This is a genomic window from Myxococcus sp. SDU36, assembly GCF_030168875.1.
Lineage (GTDB): Bacteria > Myxococcota > Myxococcia > Myxococcales > Myxococcaceae > Myxococcus > Myxococcus vastator.
The window spans coordinates 2,245,314-2,264,531 of record NZ_CP077414.1; the positions used below are offsets into that span (position 1 = coordinate 2,245,314).

17 protein-coding genes are annotated in these 19,218 nt (G+C 71.5%); 10 read left to right on the forward strand and 7 right to left on the reverse strand.

The genetic code is table 11. The features are described from left to right. The 5 genes from KGD87_RS08775 to KGD87_RS08795 all read left to right on the forward strand — a co-directional run bounded on the left by KGD87_RS08775 (nt 1) and on the right by KGD87_RS08795 (nt 4,846). Entirely contained in the window at nt 1-750 is a 750-nt protein-coding gene (locus KGD87_RS08775; protein WP_284667013.1) for an ABC transporter ATP-binding protein, read from the forward strand. Next, nucleotides 743-1,753 carry an MlaD family protein gene (locus KGD87_RS08780; protein ID WP_284667014.1) on the forward strand — a complete coding sequence of 337 codons (1,011 nt, stop codon included), beginning with the start codon at nt 743-745 and terminating at the stop codon, nt 1,751-1,753. The genes KGD87_RS08775 and KGD87_RS08780 overlap by 8 nt, the downstream gene beginning before the upstream one ends. 73 nt (nt 1,754-1,826) lie before the next feature. Beyond that, nucleotides 1,827-3,530: a DEAD/DEAH box helicase gene (locus KGD87_RS08785; protein ID WP_284667015.1), complete on the forward strand. Its 1,704-nt coding sequence runs from the start codon at nt 1,827-1,829 to the stop codon at nt 3,528-3,530. A 299-nt stretch (nt 3,531-3,829) separates the two neighbouring features. Continuing rightward, nucleotides 3,830-4,378, forward strand: coding sequence for a hypothetical protein (locus tag KGD87_RS08790; protein WP_284667016.1), 549 nt, complete (start codon nt 3,830-3,832; stop codon nt 4,376-4,378). A gap of 3 nt (nt 4,379-4,381) precedes the next feature. Next, the gene (locus KGD87_RS08795; protein ID WP_284667017.1) at nt 4,382-4,846 is read left to right on the forward strand and encodes an SMI1/KNR4 family protein; all 465 of its coding nucleotides are present in this window, start codon (nt 4,382-4,384) and stop codon (nt 4,844-4,846) included. Nucleotides 4,847-4,882: 36 nt separating this feature from the next. On the opposite strand, the gene KGD87_RS08800 is transcribed toward KGD87_RS08795, so the two are convergent. The 3 genes from KGD87_RS08800 to KGD87_RS08810 all read right to left on the reverse strand — a co-directional run bounded on the left by KGD87_RS08800 (nt 4,883) and on the right by KGD87_RS08810 (nt 7,585). After that, nucleotides 4,883-6,085, reverse strand: a complete 1,203-nt coding sequence (locus KGD87_RS08800; protein ID WP_284667018.1) for a PepSY-associated TM helix domain-containing protein — start codon at nt 6,083-6,085, stop codon at nt 4,883-4,885. Nucleotides 6,086-6,089: 4 nt separating this feature from the next. Next, on the reverse strand, nt 6,090-6,983 hold the full coding sequence (locus KGD87_RS08805; protein ID WP_284667019.1) for an energy transducer TonB: 894 nt from the start codon (nt 6,981-6,983) through the stop codon (nt 6,090-6,092). 113 nt (nt 6,984-7,096) lie between these two features. Then, a complete protein-coding gene (locus tag KGD87_RS08810; RefSeq protein ID WP_284668603.1) occupies nt 7,097-7,585 on the reverse strand; it encodes an NUDIX hydrolase in 489 nt (162 codons plus the stop codon). 233 nt (nt 7,586-7,818) lie between these two features. On the opposite strand from KGD87_RS08810, the gene gltB reads away from it, so the two are divergent. From gltB to rnk, 3 genes are all read left to right on the forward strand, one after another. Beyond that, on the forward strand, nt 7,819-12,396 hold the full coding sequence (gene gltB / locus KGD87_RS08815; protein ID WP_284667020.1) for a glutamate synthase large subunit: 4,578 nt from the start codon (nt 7,819-7,821) through the stop codon (nt 12,394-12,396). Next, a complete protein-coding gene (locus KGD87_RS08820) occupies nt 12,389-13,849 on the forward strand; it encodes a glutamate synthase subunit beta (RefSeq protein ID WP_284667021.1) in 1,461 nt (486 codons plus the stop codon). The genes gltB and KGD87_RS08820 overlap by 8 nt, the downstream gene beginning before the upstream one ends. Nucleotides 13,850-13,958: 109 nt before the next feature. Continuing rightward, a complete protein-coding gene (gene rnk, locus KGD87_RS08825; protein ID WP_284667022.1) occupies nt 13,959-14,375 on the forward strand; it encodes a nucleoside diphosphate kinase regulator in 417 nt (138 codons plus the stop codon). Between the two features lie 58 nt (nt 14,376-14,433). Here the strand turns inward: rnk and KGD87_RS08830 are convergent, their stop codons facing one another. Beyond that, on the reverse strand, nt 14,434-15,195 hold the full coding sequence (locus KGD87_RS08830; RefSeq protein WP_284667023.1) for a ParA family protein: 762 nt from the start codon (nt 15,193-15,195) through the stop codon (nt 14,434-14,436). Nucleotides 15,196-15,255: 60 nt separating this feature from the next. Further along, entirely contained in the window at nt 15,256-15,564 is a 309-nt protein-coding gene (locus KGD87_RS08835; protein ID WP_163780566.1) for a c-type cytochrome, read from the reverse strand. Nucleotides 15,565-15,688: 124 nt separating this feature from the next. Here KGD87_RS08835 and KGD87_RS08840 point away from each other — a divergent pair, with 124 nt between their 5' ends. Both KGD87_RS08840 and KGD87_RS08845 read left to right on the forward strand, forming a co-directional pair. Continuing rightward, nucleotides 15,689-16,243 (forward strand): hypothetical protein, encoded by a 555-nt coding sequence (locus KGD87_RS08840; protein ID WP_284667024.1) that lies wholly within the window; start codon nt 15,689-15,691, stop codon nt 16,241-16,243. 31 nt (nt 16,244-16,274) lie between these two features. After that, nucleotides 16,275-17,846 carry a GMC family oxidoreductase N-terminal domain-containing protein gene (locus KGD87_RS08845; protein WP_284667025.1) on the forward strand — a complete coding sequence of 524 codons (1,572 nt, stop codon included), beginning with the start codon at nt 16,275-16,277 and terminating at the stop codon, nt 17,844-17,846. Here the strand turns inward: KGD87_RS08845 and KGD87_RS08850 are convergent. After that, nucleotides 17,830-18,714, reverse strand: coding sequence for a hypothetical protein (locus tag KGD87_RS08850; protein ID WP_284667026.1), 885 nt, complete (start codon nt 18,712-18,714; stop codon nt 17,830-17,832). The genes KGD87_RS08845 and KGD87_RS08850 overlap by 17 nt on opposite strands. Further along, entirely contained in the window at nt 18,690-19,211 is a 522-nt protein-coding gene (locus tag KGD87_RS08855; protein WP_284667027.1) for an NUDIX hydrolase, read from the reverse strand. Before KGD87_RS08855 ends, KGD87_RS08850 begins: the two co-directional genes overlap by 25 nt. Nucleotides 19,212-19,218 lie beyond the last annotated feature (7 nt).

Here is a 19,218-nt window from a genome sequence, read left to right on the forward strand (position 1 = left end):
ATGACGCCCCTTCCCGACAGCGAGGCCCTGCGGTTCCGGGACGTGCACGTCGCGTTCGACGAGGGGCGCAGGCCCGTGCTCGCGGGGCTCACGGCGGACGTGTCCACGAAGGAGCTGACGTTCATCGCGGGCGCCAGCGGCACCGGGAAGAGCGTGCTGTGCCGGCTGGCGGTGGGGCTGCTGCGCCCGGACGCGGGCGAAGTGACGCTGTGGGGAGAGCGCGTGGACTCGCGGCCCGAGCGCGAGCTGGTGCCGCTGCGGCGCAAGGCCCCCTACCTGGTGCAGGGCCCGGCGCTATTGGACTGGCGCACGCTCCGGCAGAACGTCTGGCTGGCGGACCCGGCGGCGGCCGTGGACGACGTGGACGCCGCGCTGGCGCAGGTGGGGCTGCTGGACTGGGCGGACCGGCTGCCACCGGAGCTGGGGCCCGGGGCGAAGAAGCGGACGGCCATTGCCCGGGCGTTGGTGCTCAAGCCGCGCTATCTCCTCTTCGACGAGCCGACGACGGGCCTGGACCGGAAGGCGGCGGGCCAGGTGGAGGAGGTGCTCGCGTCGCTGAAGGCGCGGGGCCTGGGGGGGATGGTGGTGTCCCACGACTACCGGCAGTTGAAGGCGCTGGCGGACCGGGTGCTGGTGGTGGCGAACAAGCAATGTGCTTACCTGGGCACGCCGCAGGGCTTCCTGGAGTCCTCCGCGCCCGAGCTGCGCGGACTGACGGCGCCATTCATGGAGGGCGCGACGGATGGATGAGCGACGGCTGGAGTTGAAGGTGGGCGCCCTGGTGCTGTCCACCATCATGGGCGTGCTGGTGTTGCTGTGGCTGATGGGCGAGTTGAAGCTGGGCTCGGAGACGGGGCTGGCGGTGGACTTCGGCCACACGGGGAACGTGGTCGAGGGCGCCCCCGTGAAGCTGGGCGGCGTGCAGGTGGGGCGCGTGCAGGACATCGAACTCCAGCCGGAGCGGCGGGACGCGCAAGGGCGTCCCCTGCCCGTGCGGATGGAGCTGGCGGTGGCGCCGGAGGCGGTGGGCGCGCTGCGCAAGGACGCGCGCGTGACGGTGGCCACGGTGGGCATCCTGGGTGAGCCCTATCTGGAGCTGAACCCGGGCTCGGCGCGGGAGCGGCTGCCCCCGGGCACGGCCATGCGGGGAACGGACGCGCCCCGGCTGGACGTCCTGGCCGAGCAGCTCACCCGCTTCGTGGACCTGCTGTCCCAGATGCTGGAGGAGGACCCGGAGGCCATCCGCGGCCTCGCGGCGAACGTGTCCCGGCTGGCGCGGACGCTGGACCAGCTGCTGACGGAGAACCGGGGCGACGTAAAGGTGCTGGCGTCCGAGCTGGCGGCGGCCTCGAAGGACTTGCGCCAGCTCGCGGGCCTGGCGCGCGAGGCCTTCCAGCCTGGAGGCAAGGGCGCGCGGCTGCTGGACGACGCGGCGGCGGCGGCGGCGGTGGTGCGCCGGGACTTGCCGGGGCTGACGAAGTCCGCCGGGACGACGCTGGACGGACTGGCGGCCGTGACGGGCCCGCTGGGGCCAGAGGACGGCGCGCGGGTGAAGCTCGCGCTGGAGCGCCTCACGGCGGCCTCCGGGCAGTTGGAGAGCATCGCGGCCCGCGCGGACCGGGTGCTGGCGAAGCTGGAGGCCGGCGAGGGCACCGCGGGCGCGGTGCTCCAGGACGGCACGCTCTACGACGAGCTGCGGTCGCTGGTGACGGACCTCCGCAAGCACCCGTGGAAGGTGCTCTGGAAGGACTGAGAGTGTTCAAGGCCCGTCCTCCCCCTCATTCTGGGAGCGCACAAGGCCCCTGCTGGTGGTACAAGCCCAGGCCGTGAAAGCACCCCAGCCCCCCGCCCCCACCGAGGCCACCTTTGATTCCCTGGGCTTGAAGCCCGCGCTCGTCGAGGCGCTCAGCGCGCTCGGCTACGAGGAGCCCACCCCCATCCAGGCCGCCGCCCTCCCGCCGCTGCTCGCCGGCAAGGACCTGCTCGGCATCGCCGCCACCGGCACCGGCAAGACGGCCGCCTTCGCCCTGCCCCTGCTCAACCGGGTGGAGCCCGGCGCCTGCCGGCCCAACACCACGTCCGCGCTGGTGCTGGTCCCCACCCGCGAGCTGGCCATGCAGGTCTCCGAGGCCATCCACCGCTACGGCCAGAAGCTCGGCATCACCGTGCTGCCCCTGTACGGCGGGCAGGTCATCGGCCAGCAACTCCGCGTCCTCAAGCGCGGCGTGGACGTCGTCGTCGCCACCCCGGGCCGCGCGCTGGACCACCTGCGCCGCGGCACGCTGCAGCTCGATGACGTGCGCGTCGTCGTGCTCGACGAGGCCGACGAGATGCTCGACATGGGCTTCGCCGAGGACCTGGAGGCCATCCTCTCCGGCACGCCCGAGGACCGGCAGACGGCCCTCTTCTCCGCCACCCTCCCGCCGCGCATCGCCAGCATCGCCGAGCGTCACCTGCACGAGCCCGTGCGCGTGAAGATCGCCCGCGAGAAGGTGGAGCAGGGGGAGATTCCCCGCGTCCGGCAGACGGCCTACGTCGTCCCGCGCGCTTTCAAGGTCGCCACCCTGGGCCGCCTGCTCGACGTGGAGTCCCCCACCGCCGCCATCATCTTCTGCCGCACGCGCACGGAGGTGGATGACCTCACCGTCTCCCTGAACGGCCGCGGCTGGCGCGCCCACGCCCTGCACGGCGGCATGACGCAGGAGCAGCGAGACCGCGTCATCAAGCAGCTCAAGTCCCAGGGCACCGACCTGCTCGTGGCCACCGACGTCGCGGCGCGCGGCCTGGACATCCCCCGCCTGTCCCACGTCGTGAACTTCGACGTGCCCAACGCGCCCGAGGCCTACGTGCACCGCATCGGCCGCACGGGCCGCGCCGGCCGCGAAGGCGTGGCCATCACCCTGGTGGAGCCCCGAGAGCACCGGCTGCTGCGCAACATCGAGCGCGTCACCGGCCAGCGCATCGAGGTGGCCACCGTGCCCACCGTCGCGGACATGCGCGAGAAGCGGCAGGAGCTGCTGCGCGCGTCCCTGCGCGAGACGCTGGTGGCCGGTGAGTACGACTCCCTCCGCAACGTGGTGGAGGGCCTGGCCAGCGAGTTCGACGCCATGGACATCGCCGCCGCCGCCGTGAAGCTCCTCCATGAGGCCCAGGACGAGGGCCGCGACTCGGAGGAGACGGAGATTCCCGTCGTCGCGCCGCCGCAGGAGCGCACGGGCAAGTTCAGCGCGCCCCCGGGGCGTTCAGGCCGCCCGGAGCGGGGCCCGAAGGCCCGCGGCGTCCCGCCGACGTGGGACGTCACCCGCCTGTGGATTGGCGCCGGCCGTCACGCAGGCATTCGCCCCGCCGACCTGGTGGGCGCCATCGCCGGTGAGGCGGGCGTCGAGTCCTCCAAGATTGGCGCCATCCAGATTGGCGACAGCTTCTCGCTGGTCGAGGTGCCGGAGTCCGAGGCCAACCGCATCATCGCCGCGCTGAAGAACGCCACCCTGCGCGGCAAGAAGGTGCTCGTCCGCAAGGACCGGAACTGACGTTCCGGCAAGGAGCGAAGCCGGAGCGCAGTGACGCATAAGGCCCCGGGCGCCGCGGCACCCTGGGGCCGTGGCGCCCGTCGGAACCTGTCAACTCGGTTCAAGCGACCCTCGGCACACGCGCGGCAACAGTCGCGCCAACCCACCAAGAGGGCCCCGCCGCCGTGCCTTGCGTGCGGCGCGCTGTCAGTGTTATCCGGTTTTGCTTGTTTACCCCCTCCGAGCATCGTCCGCTCGTCGTCGCGCTGACCGCGTCGGTGCTCGCCGCGTGCGGCTCGGTCACGGTCGGCGCAGTCGGCATGCCCCCCGCCACTGCGAAGTGGGTCGGGCCGGCGGTGCCGAGCCCCAACGGCGGCCGGGTAACCACGACCATCTACTATGGCCCGTGGCAGTGCAACGCCAAGCAGTTGGGGCGCTGCCAGCGCCAGTGCGCATCCGAGGGCCGCGTGCTCATGGGCTGCATCTGGCTCGCGGACATCAAGGGCGATTGGGTCGGGCGCTTCATGTTTCTCCCGGCGGAAGGTGGCACCCGCTACCCGCTCACTCACTGCTGCTGCGACTACGCGGCCGTCGCCCCTCGGCGCGGCAGAGGCATCTGGGACAACGCGCGGGACGCGTTCCGGACCAACTGGATTGAGGAGTTTGGCGCATGGCCCAGCACGGCCGGCCGCAACTGGCCGGGCCACCACATTCGCGACCTCGGCCACGGAGGGCACCCCACCGACCCGAGCAACATTCTGCCCGTGCCGGACCCTGTCCACACGCTCTTCAACACCGCCTATCCGCAGTGCTACGCGCGCGGCAGTCGGTGGTCCACCCCCGGACCCAACCTCCCCTACAGTGACTAGCCCATGACGCCGTCCCTGGAACAGCTCCTGGCCACCGTGGTGCGCGAGCATTACCCGCACCCTCCCGCGACCGAGGCGGAGATTGCCGCATTCGAATCGCGCGCGGGCTGGCAGCTCGGGGCCGAGCTGCGCGCGTTCTACTTGCGGTGCAATGGCGCGGAGCTGTTCGAGCCGCTGCCCAACGCGCGCTACAGCCTCCTCTCCCTCGGAGAGCTACAGCGCGCCCGCGTTCGGATGCGCGGCGTCGACGATGACTCCATGGGCTCCGCGTCCTGGTGGACGCTGGTGGACTGCCAGGACTCGGACTTCATCCTGGTGGACGTGGCCTCGCCGCCTCCCTATTCCCTGTTGGATGCGTACCACGGCACATACCCGGCAGTGACACCCGTGGCCGCGTCGCTCCGCGAATTCCTGGCGCGCGCCCTCACGAGCAACAACCGCCTCTACTGGCTCCACGACGACTCATGAGCTTCAGCCTGTCGAGTCAAGGCGTCGGAGCGCCCGTCAGACCGCCGGCTCGGACTGAGCGGCGGCATCTTCCCCAGGCTCGGAGTTCGTCCGACGCCGGGGAAAAAACCGGCGCCACGACAGGGCGAAGCCCGTGTAGACGAGGAACACGCCGCCCAGCGACGCGATGGCGGCCACCAGCTGGCCCCAGAGCCCCAGCGCCTCGCCGGTGTGCAGGAAGCGCAGCCAGGTGCGCAGCTTCCGGCCGCTGCTGTAGTCCGCGTACGTCTCCTGCTTCGCCACCTCGCCCGAGAAGGGGTTGACGGACACCTGCTTGGAGGAGAACAGCGGCCACGCATCCGCCTCGCGGAGGGTGACCGTCACCGCGTCCACGCCCTCCTTCCCGCCACCCGCGCCGCCGCCCAGACGCAGCGTCGCGGACGACCAGGTGGGCGACGTCCGCTGCGCTTCGGCGATGAGGACATCCAGCGGCTGGCGCGGCGTCTCCTCCTCGGGCGCGGGGACCTTCACCGTCGCCGAGCCCGGCGGCCCCTTCGTCGCGGGCGGCGTGTTGCCCGTCACGGTGAAGACCAGGCTGGACGCCCACTTGTACGAGATGACCATGCCCGACGCCGTGAGCACGATGAGCACCGGCAGCGACCAGAAGCCGATGACGTTGTGCCAGTTCCAGTCGCGCGCCTTGCCCTTGAGCCCGCGCCGGAACCACAGCGACGGCCGCATCGCGCGCAGCGTCCACTTGCGCGGCCACCACAGGTACAGGCCGGAGATGGCCAGGAAGAGGAACACCGCGTTGCTCGCGCCGGTGATCGCCTTGCCCACCGCGCGGTTGTCACCGCCGGCGGCCAGCCACCGGTGAAGCCCCACGTTCCACTGGAAGAAGCCGCGCAGGCCCGTCGCGCCATTCCCCAGCACCTCGCCGGTGTAGGGGTTGACGTAGCTCACCGCGCCCCGGCCGATGCTCACGAGCACCGCGGACGTCGGCTCCGGATACACCGTCACCCCTGAGGGCTGACCCTCCGAGCCTGACGCGCGGACGCGTTCGACCAGCTCCTCCACGGGGAGCCGGCGCGCGCCCGGAGCCGGGAGCTGCACCGTCCGGACCTCCCGCTCCGCCCATTCGATGAGCTGCTTCTCGAAAGCAATGACCACGCCCGTGAAGGACATGATCGCAATCACCAGCCCGGTGGCGACACCGACGATGAGATGAATCCAGAAGAGGATGTTTCGAAAGGTGCGCACAATCTCACCGCAGTGAGAAATCCACCGGAATGTCGATCATGACTCGCGCCAGCCGCCCCGAACGGCCCAGCGCGGGCGTGAACCGCCACTGGTTGACGGCGGCAATCGCCGCGGCGTCCAGGGCGGGCACGGAGCGCATCACCCGGGTGTGCTCCTGCTCCACCCGGCCGTCCGTGCCGACGATGACACGCACGACCACCTTCCCCTGGATGTTCCGCTGCTTCGCCAGCCGGGGGTAGTTCGGCCTCACCTGCTCGAGGACCATGGGGGGCCGCATCACCTGCTTCAGCGTCAGCGCGTCGCCCGTGCCGCCAATGGCCGTCGACCCGACGATGCCCCCCTGCGTACCACCCACGAGGCCGCCGACCACGCCACCCACCACCCCGCCCACCGCGGACACTTCACTGCTCGCGGACGCCGGCTCCACCTTCGCCACCGTGGGCTCGGGAACGGGCTCGGGCTCCACCACGGGCTCCGGCGCAGGGGGCGTCTCTGGCTTCACCTCCGTCACCGGCTCGGGCCGGGGAACGGGGGCCGGCATCACCCGCTGCACGGGCTTGGGCCGGGCCTGGCGCCGCACGTCCTTCTTCGCGGCCGGCCGCGCCCCATCACCTCCCGCGGGCGGCGGCGGAGGCGGCGCGGCGAGCGCCAGCAACACCAGCTCCGGCTCCTCACGCACCACCCTCTTCGGCGGCGCCGGGGACATGGACAGTCCCGCCGCGACGACGACCGCGTGGAGCACGACAGCCACGACGACGGCTCCGCTCCAGCGGCCCCAGAACCCCTCCACGCCAGCGGCATCCCCCATGCGGAAGAGCGCCCCGGCGGGCTGAGCCAACACCGCGGAGGCGACCTCCGCGGCGGGCCCCGGAAGCTCGAAATTGAGAATCGTTCTCATTTTCACTGCGGACGTGGATACCCCCCACGGCACTCACCCGTCAACGCTCGCTGAGTAAAACTTCCTACGCACGCTGGAATGCCCGCTCGGTGCGCCACGGACGGCTTGCGCACCTACAAGCGGCTGAAGGACCAGCTCAGCGCGCGGCTACCGGCGTACGGCATGACGCCATGGAACGGCCGGGGGTCGGCGTCGAACACCAGCGGCAGGAAGTGGCGGTCGCCGTCCCACAGGTTGAGGCCCTGCAGGTCCGCCACCGGCACCCAGGAGAGGGAACCCTCCGGGTTGCGCTCCAGCGGGGTGCCTTCGAAGCCGTCGATGCGAAACACGAAGCCCAGCCAGTCCTCTCCGTGCTTGCCGAAGCCCGGCCAGGAGATGGTGCCGCGCAGCACCATTCGCGTGCACTCGATGCCGGCCTCCTCGCGAAGCTCCCGGCGCATGCAGGCGGCCACGTCCTCGTCGCGCTCCAGCTTCCCGCCCAGGCCGTTGAACTTCCCGTAGTGGGCGTCCTCCGGGCGGGCGTTGCGGTGGACGAGCAGCACGCGCTGCCCGTCCGGCGACATCACGTAGCCGAGCGTGCCGATGATGGGCGTGTACGGCATGGGAGCAACCTCGCGCGGCGCGGCATCCAGGCGTCGGAGCCCCGTGGCCACCGCCGGAATGGGACAGCGCGCGGCACTGTAGTTCATCCCGGGCCAGCCAGGTCCCTCCTCACCCCGCCCTCCTCGCACCGTGGGTCAGGGACTTCCCTTTACGCCAGCCAACGCAGCGCGTTAGCGTGTTGCGACACAGTATTATTGATGACATCCCGCGTCGTCGGGAAAGGGGACTCTTGATGTCGGCATTCCGCCCCGGTCGGTACGGCCTGTATGAGCCGGACACCGAGCATGACGCCTGCGGCGTGGGATTCGTCGCCCACCTGAGGGGTGAGCGCTCGCGCGGCATCGTCGAGGACGCCCTGGAGCTCCTCAACCGGCTCAGCCACCGGGCGGCCGCGGGCAGGGACCCACGGACCGGCGACGGCGCTGGCATCCTGGTGCAGCTCCCCCACCGCTTCTTCGAGCGCGAGGCCCCGAAGCTGCCCTTCGCCCTCCCGCCGCGCCGGCACTACGGCGTGGGGCAGGTGTTCCTCCCGCCCGAGCCCGAGGCCCGGGCCGCCTGTGAGGCCGCCTTCGAGGAGGTCGTCGTACAAGAGGGCCAGCGCGTGCTCGGCTGGCGCGACGTGCCGGTGGACCCGGAGCACCTGGGCCCCGTGGCCCGTGAGGCCGCCCCCGTCATCCGCCAGCTCTTCGTGGCGCGCCGGCGCATGGTGCCCAGCGCCTTCGAGCGGAAGCTGTACCGCATCCGCAAGCTGACGGAGAAGCTCATCCAGGCGCGCGGCGTGGACCCCACGGGCCGCTTCCACGTGGCGTCGCTGTCGTCGGAGACGCTCGTCTACAAGGGCCTGCTGTTGCCGGCGGACCTGCCGCGCTTCTACCGCGACCTGCAGCAGCCGGACTTCGTGAGCGCGCTGGGCCTGGTCCACTCGCGCTTCTCCACCAACACCTTCCCCACGTGGGAGCTGGCGCAGCCGTTCCGCTTCATCGCGCACAACGGTGAAATCAACACCCTGCGCGGCAACCGGAACTGGATGACCGCGCGGCGCGGCCTGCTCCAGACGGCGCGCCTGGGCGGCAGCCTGGAGGCGCTCCAGCCCATCATCGTCCCGGGCAAGAGCGACTCGGCGCAGTTCGACAACATGGTGGAGCTGCTCTACCTGGGCGGCCGTGCCCTGCCCCACGCGCTGATGATGATGATTCCGGAGGCATGGGAGGGCGACGCGCTGATGTCCGACGAGCGGCGCGCCTTCTACGAATACTCCTCCGCGCTGCTGGAGCCGTGGGACGGCCCGGCGGCCATCGCCTTCACGGACGGGCAGCTCATCGGCGCCACGTTGGACCGCAACGGCCTGCGGCCCGCGCGCTACCTCGTCACGGAGGACGACCGCATCATCCTCGCCTCGGAGATGGGCGTCATCGACGTGCCGCCCTCGCAGGTGCGCCGCAAGGGCCGCCTGACGCCGGGCCGCATGCTGCTGGTGGACACCACCGAGGGCCGCATCCTGGAGGACGAGGAGGTCAAGCGCGACATCACCACGCGCTGGCCCTACCGCCGCTGGCTCCAGCGCAACGTCTACACCTTCGACAACCTCCCCGCCGTCGCCGCCCCGGTGCGGCTGCGCGGCGAGGAGCTGTGGCGGGCCCAGCGCGCCTTCGGCTACACCGCCGAGGACGTGCGCGCGGTGCTCACGCCCATGGCGGAGACGGGCAAGGAGCCGGTGGGCTCCATGGGCACGGACACGCCGCTGGCGGTGCTGAGCGACCAGGCCCCCAGCCTCTTCTCCTACTTCCACCAGCTCTTCGCGCAGGTCACCAACCCGCCCATCGACCCGCTGCGCGAGTCGCTGGTGATGACGCTGGCCACCGCGCTGGGCCCGGAGAGCAACACCTTCGAGGAGACGCCGGAGCAGTGCCACCGGCTGTCGCTCCCCGGCCCCATCCTCACCAACGGACAGCTCGCGCGGCTGGCGGCCATCAACGACGAGGGCCTGTTCGAGACGCGCCGCCTGTCGCTCCTCTACGCCCTGGACGGCGGCGAGGGCGCGCTCGAGGCGGCGGTGGAGAAGCTCTGCAACGAGGCCGTGGACGCGGTGGACGCCGGCGCCAGCATCCTGCTCTTGAGCGACCGCGGCGTGGACGCCGCGCACGCGGCCATCCCCGCGCTGCTGGCCATGTCCGCGGTGCACCAGCGGCTCGTCCGTGACGGCATCCGCATGTACACCGGCCTGCTGCTGGAGACGGCGGAGGCGCGCGAGGTGCATCACTTCGCCTGCCTGTTCGCCTACGGCGCCGCGGCGGTGAACCCGTACCTGGCGCTGGACACGGTCCGGGCCCTGGCGGACGGCGGCGAGCTGGCCGTGGATGCGGAGAAGGCGCAGGACCGCTTCATCCACGCCGTGGAGGAAGGCCTGCTCAAGGTGATGTCGAAGATGGGCATCTCCACGCTCCAGTCCTACCGCGGCGCGCAGCTCTTCGAGGCCGTGGGGCTCCAGCGCGCGCTGGTGGAGCGGCACTTCACCGGCACGGCGTCGCGCGTGGAGGGCGTGGGCCTGCCGGAGCTGGGGCGCGAGGTGCAAGAGCGCCACACCCGGGGCTTCGGCGCGGAGGCGGACGTGGAGGCCGGCATGCTGCCCGTGGGCGGCCAGTACCGCTGGCGCCGGCTGGGCGAGCGGCACAAGTGGAACCCGGCCACCATCGCCAGGCTCCAGGCGGCGGTGCGCGAGAATGACGCCGCCACCTTCGCGGAGTACTCGCGGCTGGCGGACGACGAGACGCGCGAGCACTGCAACCTGCGCGGCCTGCTCGAGGTCTGCCACGAGGGCCGCGCGCCGGTGCCGCTGGAGGAGGTGGAGCCCGCGCTCGCCATCGCCCGGCGCTTCGTCACCGGCGCCATGTCCTTCGGCTCCATCAGCGCGGAGGCGCACGAGACGCTGGCCATCGCCATGAACCGGCTGGGCGGGCGCTCCAACAGCGGCGAGGGCGGCGAGGAGTCGCGGCGCTACACCCGGGATGAGAATGGCGATTCGCGCCGCAGCGCCATCAAGCAGGTGGCCAGCGCGCGCTTCGGCGTCACCACGGAGTACCTGGTCAACGCGGACGAGCTCCAAATCAAGGTGGCCCAGGGCGCCAAGCCCGGCGAGGGCGGCCAGCTGCCCGGCCACAAGGTGGATGAGCGGATCGCCCGCGTGCGCTGGTCCACGCCGGGCGTGACGCTCATCTCGCCGCCGCCGCACCACGACATCTACTCCATCGAGGACCTGGCGCAGCTCATCTACGACCTCCAGTCGGTGAACCCGGCCGCGCGGGTCAGCGTGAAGCTGGTGAGCGAGGTGGGCGTGGGCACCATCGCCGCGGGCGTGGCCAAGGCCGGCGCCAGCTGCGTGGTCATCTCCGGCTACGAGGGCGGCACGGGCGCCTCGCCGCTGTCCAGCATCCAGCACGCGGGCCTGCCCTGGGAGCTGGGGCTGGCGGAGACGCAGCAGGTGCTGGTGCACAACGGGCTGCGCTCGCGCATCCGCGTGCAGGCGGACGGCGGCATGCGCACCGCGCGCGACGTGCTGGTGGCCGCGCTCCTGGGCGCCGAGGAGTTCGGCATGGCCACCGCCAGCCTGGTGGCAGTGGGCTGCATCATGCTGCGCAAGTGCCACCTCAACACGTGCTCGGCGGGCATCGCCACGCAGGACGCGGGGCTGCGCGAGCGCTTCCAGGGCAAGCCCGAGGACGTGGTGAACTTCTTCCTCCTCATCGCGGAGGACCTGCGCCAGCGGATGGCCGCGCTGGGCGCCCGCACCCTGGAGGAGCTGGTGGGCCGCGTGGACCTGCTGCGGCAGCGCCCGGCGGTGGACCACTGGAAGGCCCGGCGCGTGGACCTGTCCGGGCTGCTGGCCGCGCCGGCCGCGCCGGACAGCGAGCCGCGCCACTGCATCGCGCCGCGCATCAAGGACGTGTCCGACCACCTGGACCACGCGCTGCTGCGCGACGCCCGCGGGGTGCTGGACGGCGGGCCGCCCATGCTGCTCACCGTGCCGGTGGCCAACACGCACCGCGCCGTGGGCGCCCTGCTGTCGGGTGAGATTGCCCGGCGTCATGGGGGCCAGGGGCTGCCGGATGGCCGGCTCCACGTGCGGATGAATGGCTCCGCGGGCCAGAGCTTCGGCGCCTTCGTGGTGAAGGGCGTGACGCTGGAGCTGGAGGGCGACGCCAACGACTACGTGGGCAAGGGCCTGTCCGGCGGGCGCATCATCGTCTACCCGCCGCAGGCCAGCCGCTTCACCGCCGAGGAGAACGTGCTGGTGGGCAACACCGCGCTCTACGGCGCCACGGCCGGCGAGGTGTACCTGCGGGGGCTCGCGGGGGAGCGCTTCGCGGTGCGCAACAGCGGCGCGCAGGCCGTCGTGGAGGGCGTGGGCGACCACGGCTGCGAATACATGACGGGCGGCGCGGTGGTGGTGTTGGGCCCCACCGGGCGCAACTTCGCGGCCGGCATGAGCGGCGGCATCGCCTATGTGCTCGACCGCGATCAATCCTTCCGGCAGCGCTGCAACCTGGAGATGGTGGAGCTGGAGTCCCTGGTGGACGAGTCCGAAATCTGGCTGGTGCACGGCATGGTGGAGCGGCACCTGCATCACACCGGCAGCGCGCTGGCGCGGCGGGTGCTGGACAACTGGGAGCTGATGGTGCCGCGTTTCGTGAAGGTGATGCCCACGGACTACAAGCGGGTCCTCCAGGCACGGCGCGCGGCGCGCAGACCGCCGGAGACCCCATCCGCTGCCGCTGCCCCGGTCCGCGGCGGGGAGGGCTTGAGCCATGGGTAAGCCGACGGGATTCATCGAGTGGGAGCGCGTCCACGCGGACAAGCGGGACACGGCGGACCGGCTGGGCGACTGGCGCGAGTTCGCGCTGCCACTGGCCCCCGACGAGGCCAGGCGGCAGGCCGGCCGCTGCATGGACTGTGGCGTCCCCTTCTGTCACCAGGGCTGTCCCCTGGGGAACCTCATCCCCGACTTCAACGAGGCCGTGTTCCGTGGGCGCTGGCGCGAGGCGTATGACCTGCTCAGCCGCACCAACGGCTTCCCGGAGATGACGGGCCGGCTGTGCCCGGCGCCGTGTGAGGCCGCGTGCGTGCTCGCCATCGACCGGGACCCGGTCACCATCGAGCAGATGGAGAAGGAGATCATCGAGCGGGCCTTCCAGGAGGGCTGGGTGAAGCCCCGGCCTCCGGCGCGCCGCACCGGGAAGACGGTGGGCGTGGTGGGCTCCGGGCCCGCGGGACTGGCGGCGGCGGCGCAGCTCAACGCGGCCGGGCACACCGTCACCGTGTATGAGCGGGACGCCCATGCGGGCGGACTGCTGCGCTACGGCATCCCCGACTTCAAGCTGGAGAAGTCCGTGGTGGACCGGCGCCTGGCGTTGATGGAGGCGGAGGGCATCACCTTCGTCACCGGCGTGGACGTGGGCGGGGCCCTGAGCTACCGCGAGCTGCGCGCGAAGCATGACGCGCTGGTGCTGGCCCTGGGCGCGCGCCGTCCGCGCGAGCTGGAGGTCCCCGGACGCGAGCTGTCCGGCGTCGTCCAGGCCATGGCGTTCCTGGAGCACCAGAACCGGCTCGTCTCGGGGCATGGCCAGAAGGATTCGCGCCTGGACGCGGCGGGCCGGCACGTCGTGGTGCTGGGCGGCGGCGACACCGGCTCGGACTGCCTGGGCACCGCGCTGCGCCAGGGCGCGGCGAGCGTGCGGCAGGTGGAGCTGCTCCCCGCGCCGCCCGCGGTGCGCGCGGAGGGCAACCCCTGGCCCAGGTGGCCCGTCATCTTCCGCACCTCCACCAGCCAGGAGGAAGGCGGCGAGCGCCGCTTCGCGCTGATGACGAAGCGGCTGACGGGCAGCGACGGACGGCTCCAGGCGCTGCACGCCGTGGAGGTCGAGTTCCAGCCCGAGCCCGGCGCCCTGCCCCGCCTCATCGAACGCCCCGGCACCGAGGTGACGTTCGAAACGGACCTGCTGGTGCTGGCCATGGGCTTCACGGGGCCCGAGGCGGGCAACCTCTCCGAGGCGCTGGGGGTGAAGCTGTCTCCCCGCGGCACGGTGCAGGTGGACGCGCGCTTCGCCACGTCCGCGGAAGGGGTGTTCTGCGCCGGGGACGCGAGCCGGGGCGCCAGCCTCATCGTCTGGGCCCTGTCGGACGGCCGGGAAGCCGCCAAGGCCTGCGATGCATATCTCTCCGGGGGGCGCTCCGTGCTGCCCACCCGGGGGGCCGACTGCGCCTTCTGAGCGAAGTTGGACGCCCGGGTCGTTCTTGGGAACGACTCGGGAATAAACCGCGGGCTGGGCAGTTGGAACGGGCTTAACCCTTCACTCCCTCCCACAGGAGGCCCGAGCCATGACCAGCGAACAATCCCTCATCGTGACTGAAACCGACCTGGAGCGCCTGCGCCAGGTGGTGGACCACCACGGAGGCGGCCGGACGGCCGAGTTCGCGGAAATGCTCGACGCGGAGCTGACCCGGGCCCGCGTCGTGCCTTCGGAAGCGGTCCCACCCGAAGTCGTGACGATGAACAGCAAGGTTGTCTTCGAGGACGAACAGTCGGGAGAGCGCCGGGAGGTCACCCTCGTCTACCCGCGCGACGCCAGCAGCGACGACGGCCGCATCTCCGTGCTGGCCCCCATCGGCAGCGCGCTCATCGGCCTGTCCGTGGGGCAGTCCATCACCTGGCCGCTGCCGGGCGGACGCTCCAAGCGGCTGCGCATCGTCGCGGTGCCGTACCAGCCCGAGGCGTCGGGCCACTACCACCTCTGATTCGGCTTCACCCGGACGGCACCGTGCGCCCTCGTGGCGGACGGTGCCGTTCGCCGTTTCAGCGCAGGCCCACGCGCTTCGCCAACTCCTGCGCCAGGGCCCGCAGCTCCTCCACGCCGGCCGCCTGGGGGCTCGTGTCGAACACCACCTCGTAGCCCAGCCCCGCCTGGTTGATGGACTCCGAGCGCGGAACCCGCGCCCGCAGCACGGGCACCGTGGACTCGCTCAGCGCGCCCTCCATGGCCTCGTTGGTGGCGGTGGTGCGGCGATCCCACAGGTTCACCACCGCGACCAGCTCGCCGCCCTGCTCGCGGACGTCCCGCCAGGCGGTCTCGATTTCCCCCAGGCCCTGGAGCGCGAAGGCGCCGGTGGGCACGGGGGCCACGACCAGGTCCGCGGAGGCGAGCACGGCCTCGGTATAGGCGCCGATGCTGGGCGGGGTGTCCGCGAGGACGATGTCCGGCGTCCACCCCAGCGTCTTGAGCGCGCGCGGAATCGCCTGGAGGCGGTGGCCCCACTGGAACAGCTCGCGCTCCTGGGCGGCCATGCGCGGCGCGGCGGGGGCGATGAACAGGCCGGGCCGCTTCGGTGAAGCCACCACCACCTGCGCCAGCGTGTGCTTGGGACGGGGCCCGAGCGCATCCCCCACGCACGGGCCTTCCCGGCTCTCCAGCCCCAGCACCAGCGACGCATGGGCCTGCGGGTCCAGGTCCAGCAGCAGCACCTGGCGGCCGGCATCCGCGAGGGCCGCCGCCACATGCGCGCAGAGCGTCGTCTTGCCCACGCCGCCCTTGATGGTGGAGAACGCGATGAACGCCATGGCCCCGGTCTATACCGGACGTCCCACGGGGAGAGAAGCCACGGGCAGCGGCGGTTCACGCTACTTCTGCGTCATGATCCACTTCACCAGCGCGCGCGCCTCGGCCTCCGACACCTGGGCGTTCGCCGGCATCGGAATGGCGCCCCAGGCGCCGCTGCCGCCCTTGCGCACGCGCTGCGTCAGCTTGTCCTCCACGCCCTCCTGCTTCGCATAGCGGGCCGCAATCTCCTTGAACGAGGGACCGACCAGCCGCGCCGCCGCGGAATGACACGTCGTGCAGTTCTTGGCCTTCGCGAGCGCCTCGCTCGCGAGCGCCACGTTGGACACCGACGCCACCGCGACAACAGACAGCCACAGAAAACGCTTCATTGCAGTCTCCAGTTTTCACAGCATATCAAGACCGACCGACATCAAACGAGGTAATATCCGCAACCCTTGCTTCCCCTGGGAAGACTGGGGCAGCATGAGGGCTGAGCGCGTCATGAATAACGCCGTGAAACCATCTCCCTCCACTGAGACTGCGCTGACGGAAGCGCTGCTGAATCGCAGACAGCTCCTGCAGTGGTTGGGAATCGGCGTGGTGGCCTCCAGTTGCGGCGCGCTTCGCCCGCGGCTCACGCCTCCCACGGTGGGTGCGGCGCCCCTCCAGCTCATCGCGCCCGACAGCGCGGGGCCCCTCCCCGACGACGTGCGGGAGGCCCTGCTCGACACGGCCCGCCGGCTCTCACGCTTCGTGGGAATGGACGGTCAGCTCGACGAGGCGCTGCTGGAAGGCCATCTGCGCCTCAAATGCGAGGAGCGCCCGTCGTACCTGGCCACCTACACCCGCTTCGCGGCGGAGGTGCAGCGGCCCGAGCAGCTCTCGGTGGAGTGGCTCTCCGAGCTGCCGGAGCTCCACCGCGTGAAGGTCGTGGGTGAGCTGGCCATCCTGTCCCTGGTCGGCGGGGGCTTCCGGACGTTTGGCTTCGGCAACATGAATGGCCACATGGGCGGGCTCTGGCACGAACCGCGCGAGTCTGGCTCCTTTCACGCCTCGGACGACCTGTAGTCAGCGCGGCCGCTGACAGGAATTGACAACCATGAGGCTGTGTATCGTCGGAAGTGGGGTCGCTGCGGTCATCACCGCCCGCGCCGCGCTGGAGCGGGGTTACGAGGTGGTGATGCTCGAAGCCGGCCCTCGCACGCCCATGCGGGACTCGCGCCGCTGGCTGGACTTCGTCACCACGGGCGTGCGGCCCTACCACGCCTGTGAGGACACGCAGGGTGACGCCAACTCCCGCCCCGGCGTCCAGCCCGAGCGCGACCACTTCCTCATCAAGGGCAGCCGGCTCATGGCGGTGGGCGGGTCCACGCTGCACTGGAGCGGCTGGACGCCCCGCCTCCAGCCCGAGGACCTGGAGCTGCGCAAGCGCACCGGCAAGGGAAACGATTGGCCCTTCGGCTACGCCCAGCTCGAGCCCTATTACGGCCAGGCCGAGTCCCTGCTGAACGTCACCGGCCCCCACGCGCCCGCGGACGGCCATCCCACGCCCTGGCGCTCGCGGCCCTTCAAGTGGAACAGCCCGCCCTATCCCATCGAGTCGGAGCCGGTGCGCCACGCCTTGAAGGCGCTGGGCATCACCTACGACCACATCCCCATGTCGCGCAGAGGCCCCGGCGGCGAGGGCGTGGGCGGCCCGTGCATGACGTTTGGCACGTGCCGGTATTGCCCGATGGGCGCGCGCTTCGACCCCACCCTGCTGCTGGCGGACATGGAGTCCCACCCGGGCTTCCGGTTGCTCGCGAGCAGCCCGGTGCTGGCCGTGCGCATGAGTGGCGAGGTGGCCCAGGGCGTCACCTACCGCACCGCCGAGGGCGAGACGGCCACGCTGGACGCGGACGCCGTGCTGGTGGCCGCGGGCGCCCTGGAGACGCCCAAGCTGCTGTGGCACTCGGGCTTCGATGAGCAGCGCCTGCCCGCGCTCGGGCGCTACCTGATTACCCACCCGATGCTGAAGCTCGAGGGCAAGCTGGCGAAGCCCCCCCGGGAGTTCAACGGGCGCGAGGTCCCCATGCCCGCCCTCTTCTCGCGGCACTTCGACACGCCGGAGCAGCAGGCCGCCGGGAAGATGATCTTCTCCGAGTACCCGGAGGAGCCGGACCTGCAGGCCTGGGTCCGCCAGGAGCAGCTCGCGCCCGAGTACATCGCCTCCTTCGGCCGGGAGAGCCGGCTCAACCTCCATGGCTTCATCGAGGAGTTCCCCCAGGCGGAGAACCGCCTGCGCTTCACCGGCGCGCCGGGCGAGCGCCGGGTGGAGCTGCACTACGCGGTGGACGCGGGGTTCGCCGCGCGCTGGCAGTGGATGACCGACACCTTGATGCAGGTGATGAAGACCGCGGGCTGCCGCGAGTCGGACGTCTGGGTTTCGGGCGTGATTCGCCGGGCGGACCACTCGGTGGGCACGGCGCGCTTCGGCCAGGGGCCGGACTCGGGCGTCGTGGACGGGAGGCACCTCGTCTTCGGGACGAAGAACCTGTTCGCCCTCACCAACGGCAACTTCCCGAACAACGGCGCCATCAACCCGACGCTGACGCTCACCGCCCTCGCGCTGCGCTTCGCGGACCAGGTGCTGCCTGACCTGGCGTCGTCACGCGCTACAGCGCGGCCTTGAGCACGGCCAGCGAGACAATGGCCACGACGGCGAACACCTCGCGCCGCGCGGGCGCCTCCTGGATGAAGGCGTTGGCGAACACCAGGGAGAAGAGCGTCACCGAGTTGAGGATGGGCCAGGCGACGACGCGGTTTCCCGCCGCCAGCGCCATGACGAAGGCGACCTGATTGCCCACGGTGAAGAGGGCGCGCACGAGCAGGCTGGTGCGGGCGCGGCTGTCCACGACCAGCTCGCTCAGCCGCGCCCCCAGCGTCCCCCGCGCGCCGAAGAGGAGCAGCAACACCAGGCAGGCCGCGCTCCGCCAGAACATCAAGGCGGTGCTCACCTCCAGGTTGGACGCCACGCCCGAAAGCTGGCCCTGGAAGAAGAGCTCCCCGCAGAGGCTCTGCACGACGACGGCCGCGGTGATGAAGAACGCCGGCAGCCACAGGGCGCGACGGCTGTCCGCGGCACCTCCCGCCGCCAGCAGTGAGCAGCCGGACACGGCGAGGGCGAACAGGTAGTCGGTCCAGTGCACCGTGCGGCCGGACAGCATGAGCGCCAGGGGGATGAGCACATCCCCGGTGCGCGAGGCGATGTTCACCCGGGCGACCGTGAGGTTCCGGAAGCCGTAGGAGAAGGCGAAGGCCACCCCCTGGACGCTCACCGCGAACAGCGCGAGCCTCGCGTTGCCGTAGAGCGCCCACCCCGCCCTGTCCTCCATGGGCAGCAGCGGCGTCAGCGCCGCCAGCAAGAGGAACGGGACGAAGTTGTTGGCGAAGTTGAGGACGAGGATGGACTGGCGGCGCAGCCCGTAGCTGAGCCGGTCGAAGACGCTGTTCCCCGACCGCAACAGGACCGAGGTCAGCGAGTAGAGGACGGTTTCCATCGCGTCCGCGCGTCGGCGCTCGGCCCGGGGAAGAGGCGCTCCAGACAAGGCCACAACTGAGGATGACAGGGCTCGTCCAGCAGGCGCCCCAGCTCGTCCGGCGCCAGGAAGAGGCCCCCGTCCACCTCCCGCTCGGAGAAGCGCAGCGGGCCTTCCAGGCGGGCGCGGTAGAGGAAGATGCGCCGGTGGTGCCCATCGTCGAAGACGAACTCGGCCACGGGCGCCAGCGAGCCCTCCAGGCCCAGCTCCTCCAGGAGCTCCCGCCGGGCGGCCTCCAGGGGCGCCTCGCCCGCGCTCACGTGGCCTCCCGCGGACGTGCACAGGTGGCCGGGCATGAAGGTCATGTGCCGGGAGCGCCGCTGCAGGAAGACCTTGCCGTCGTCGCGCTCCACCAGCACATGCACGATGCGGTGGGGCAGCCGCTGGCCGTATATCTGGTCGCGGGGCGCGCGCCCCACCACCTGCCCCTGGGGGTCGATGACGTCAATCAGCTCCATGCCGCGG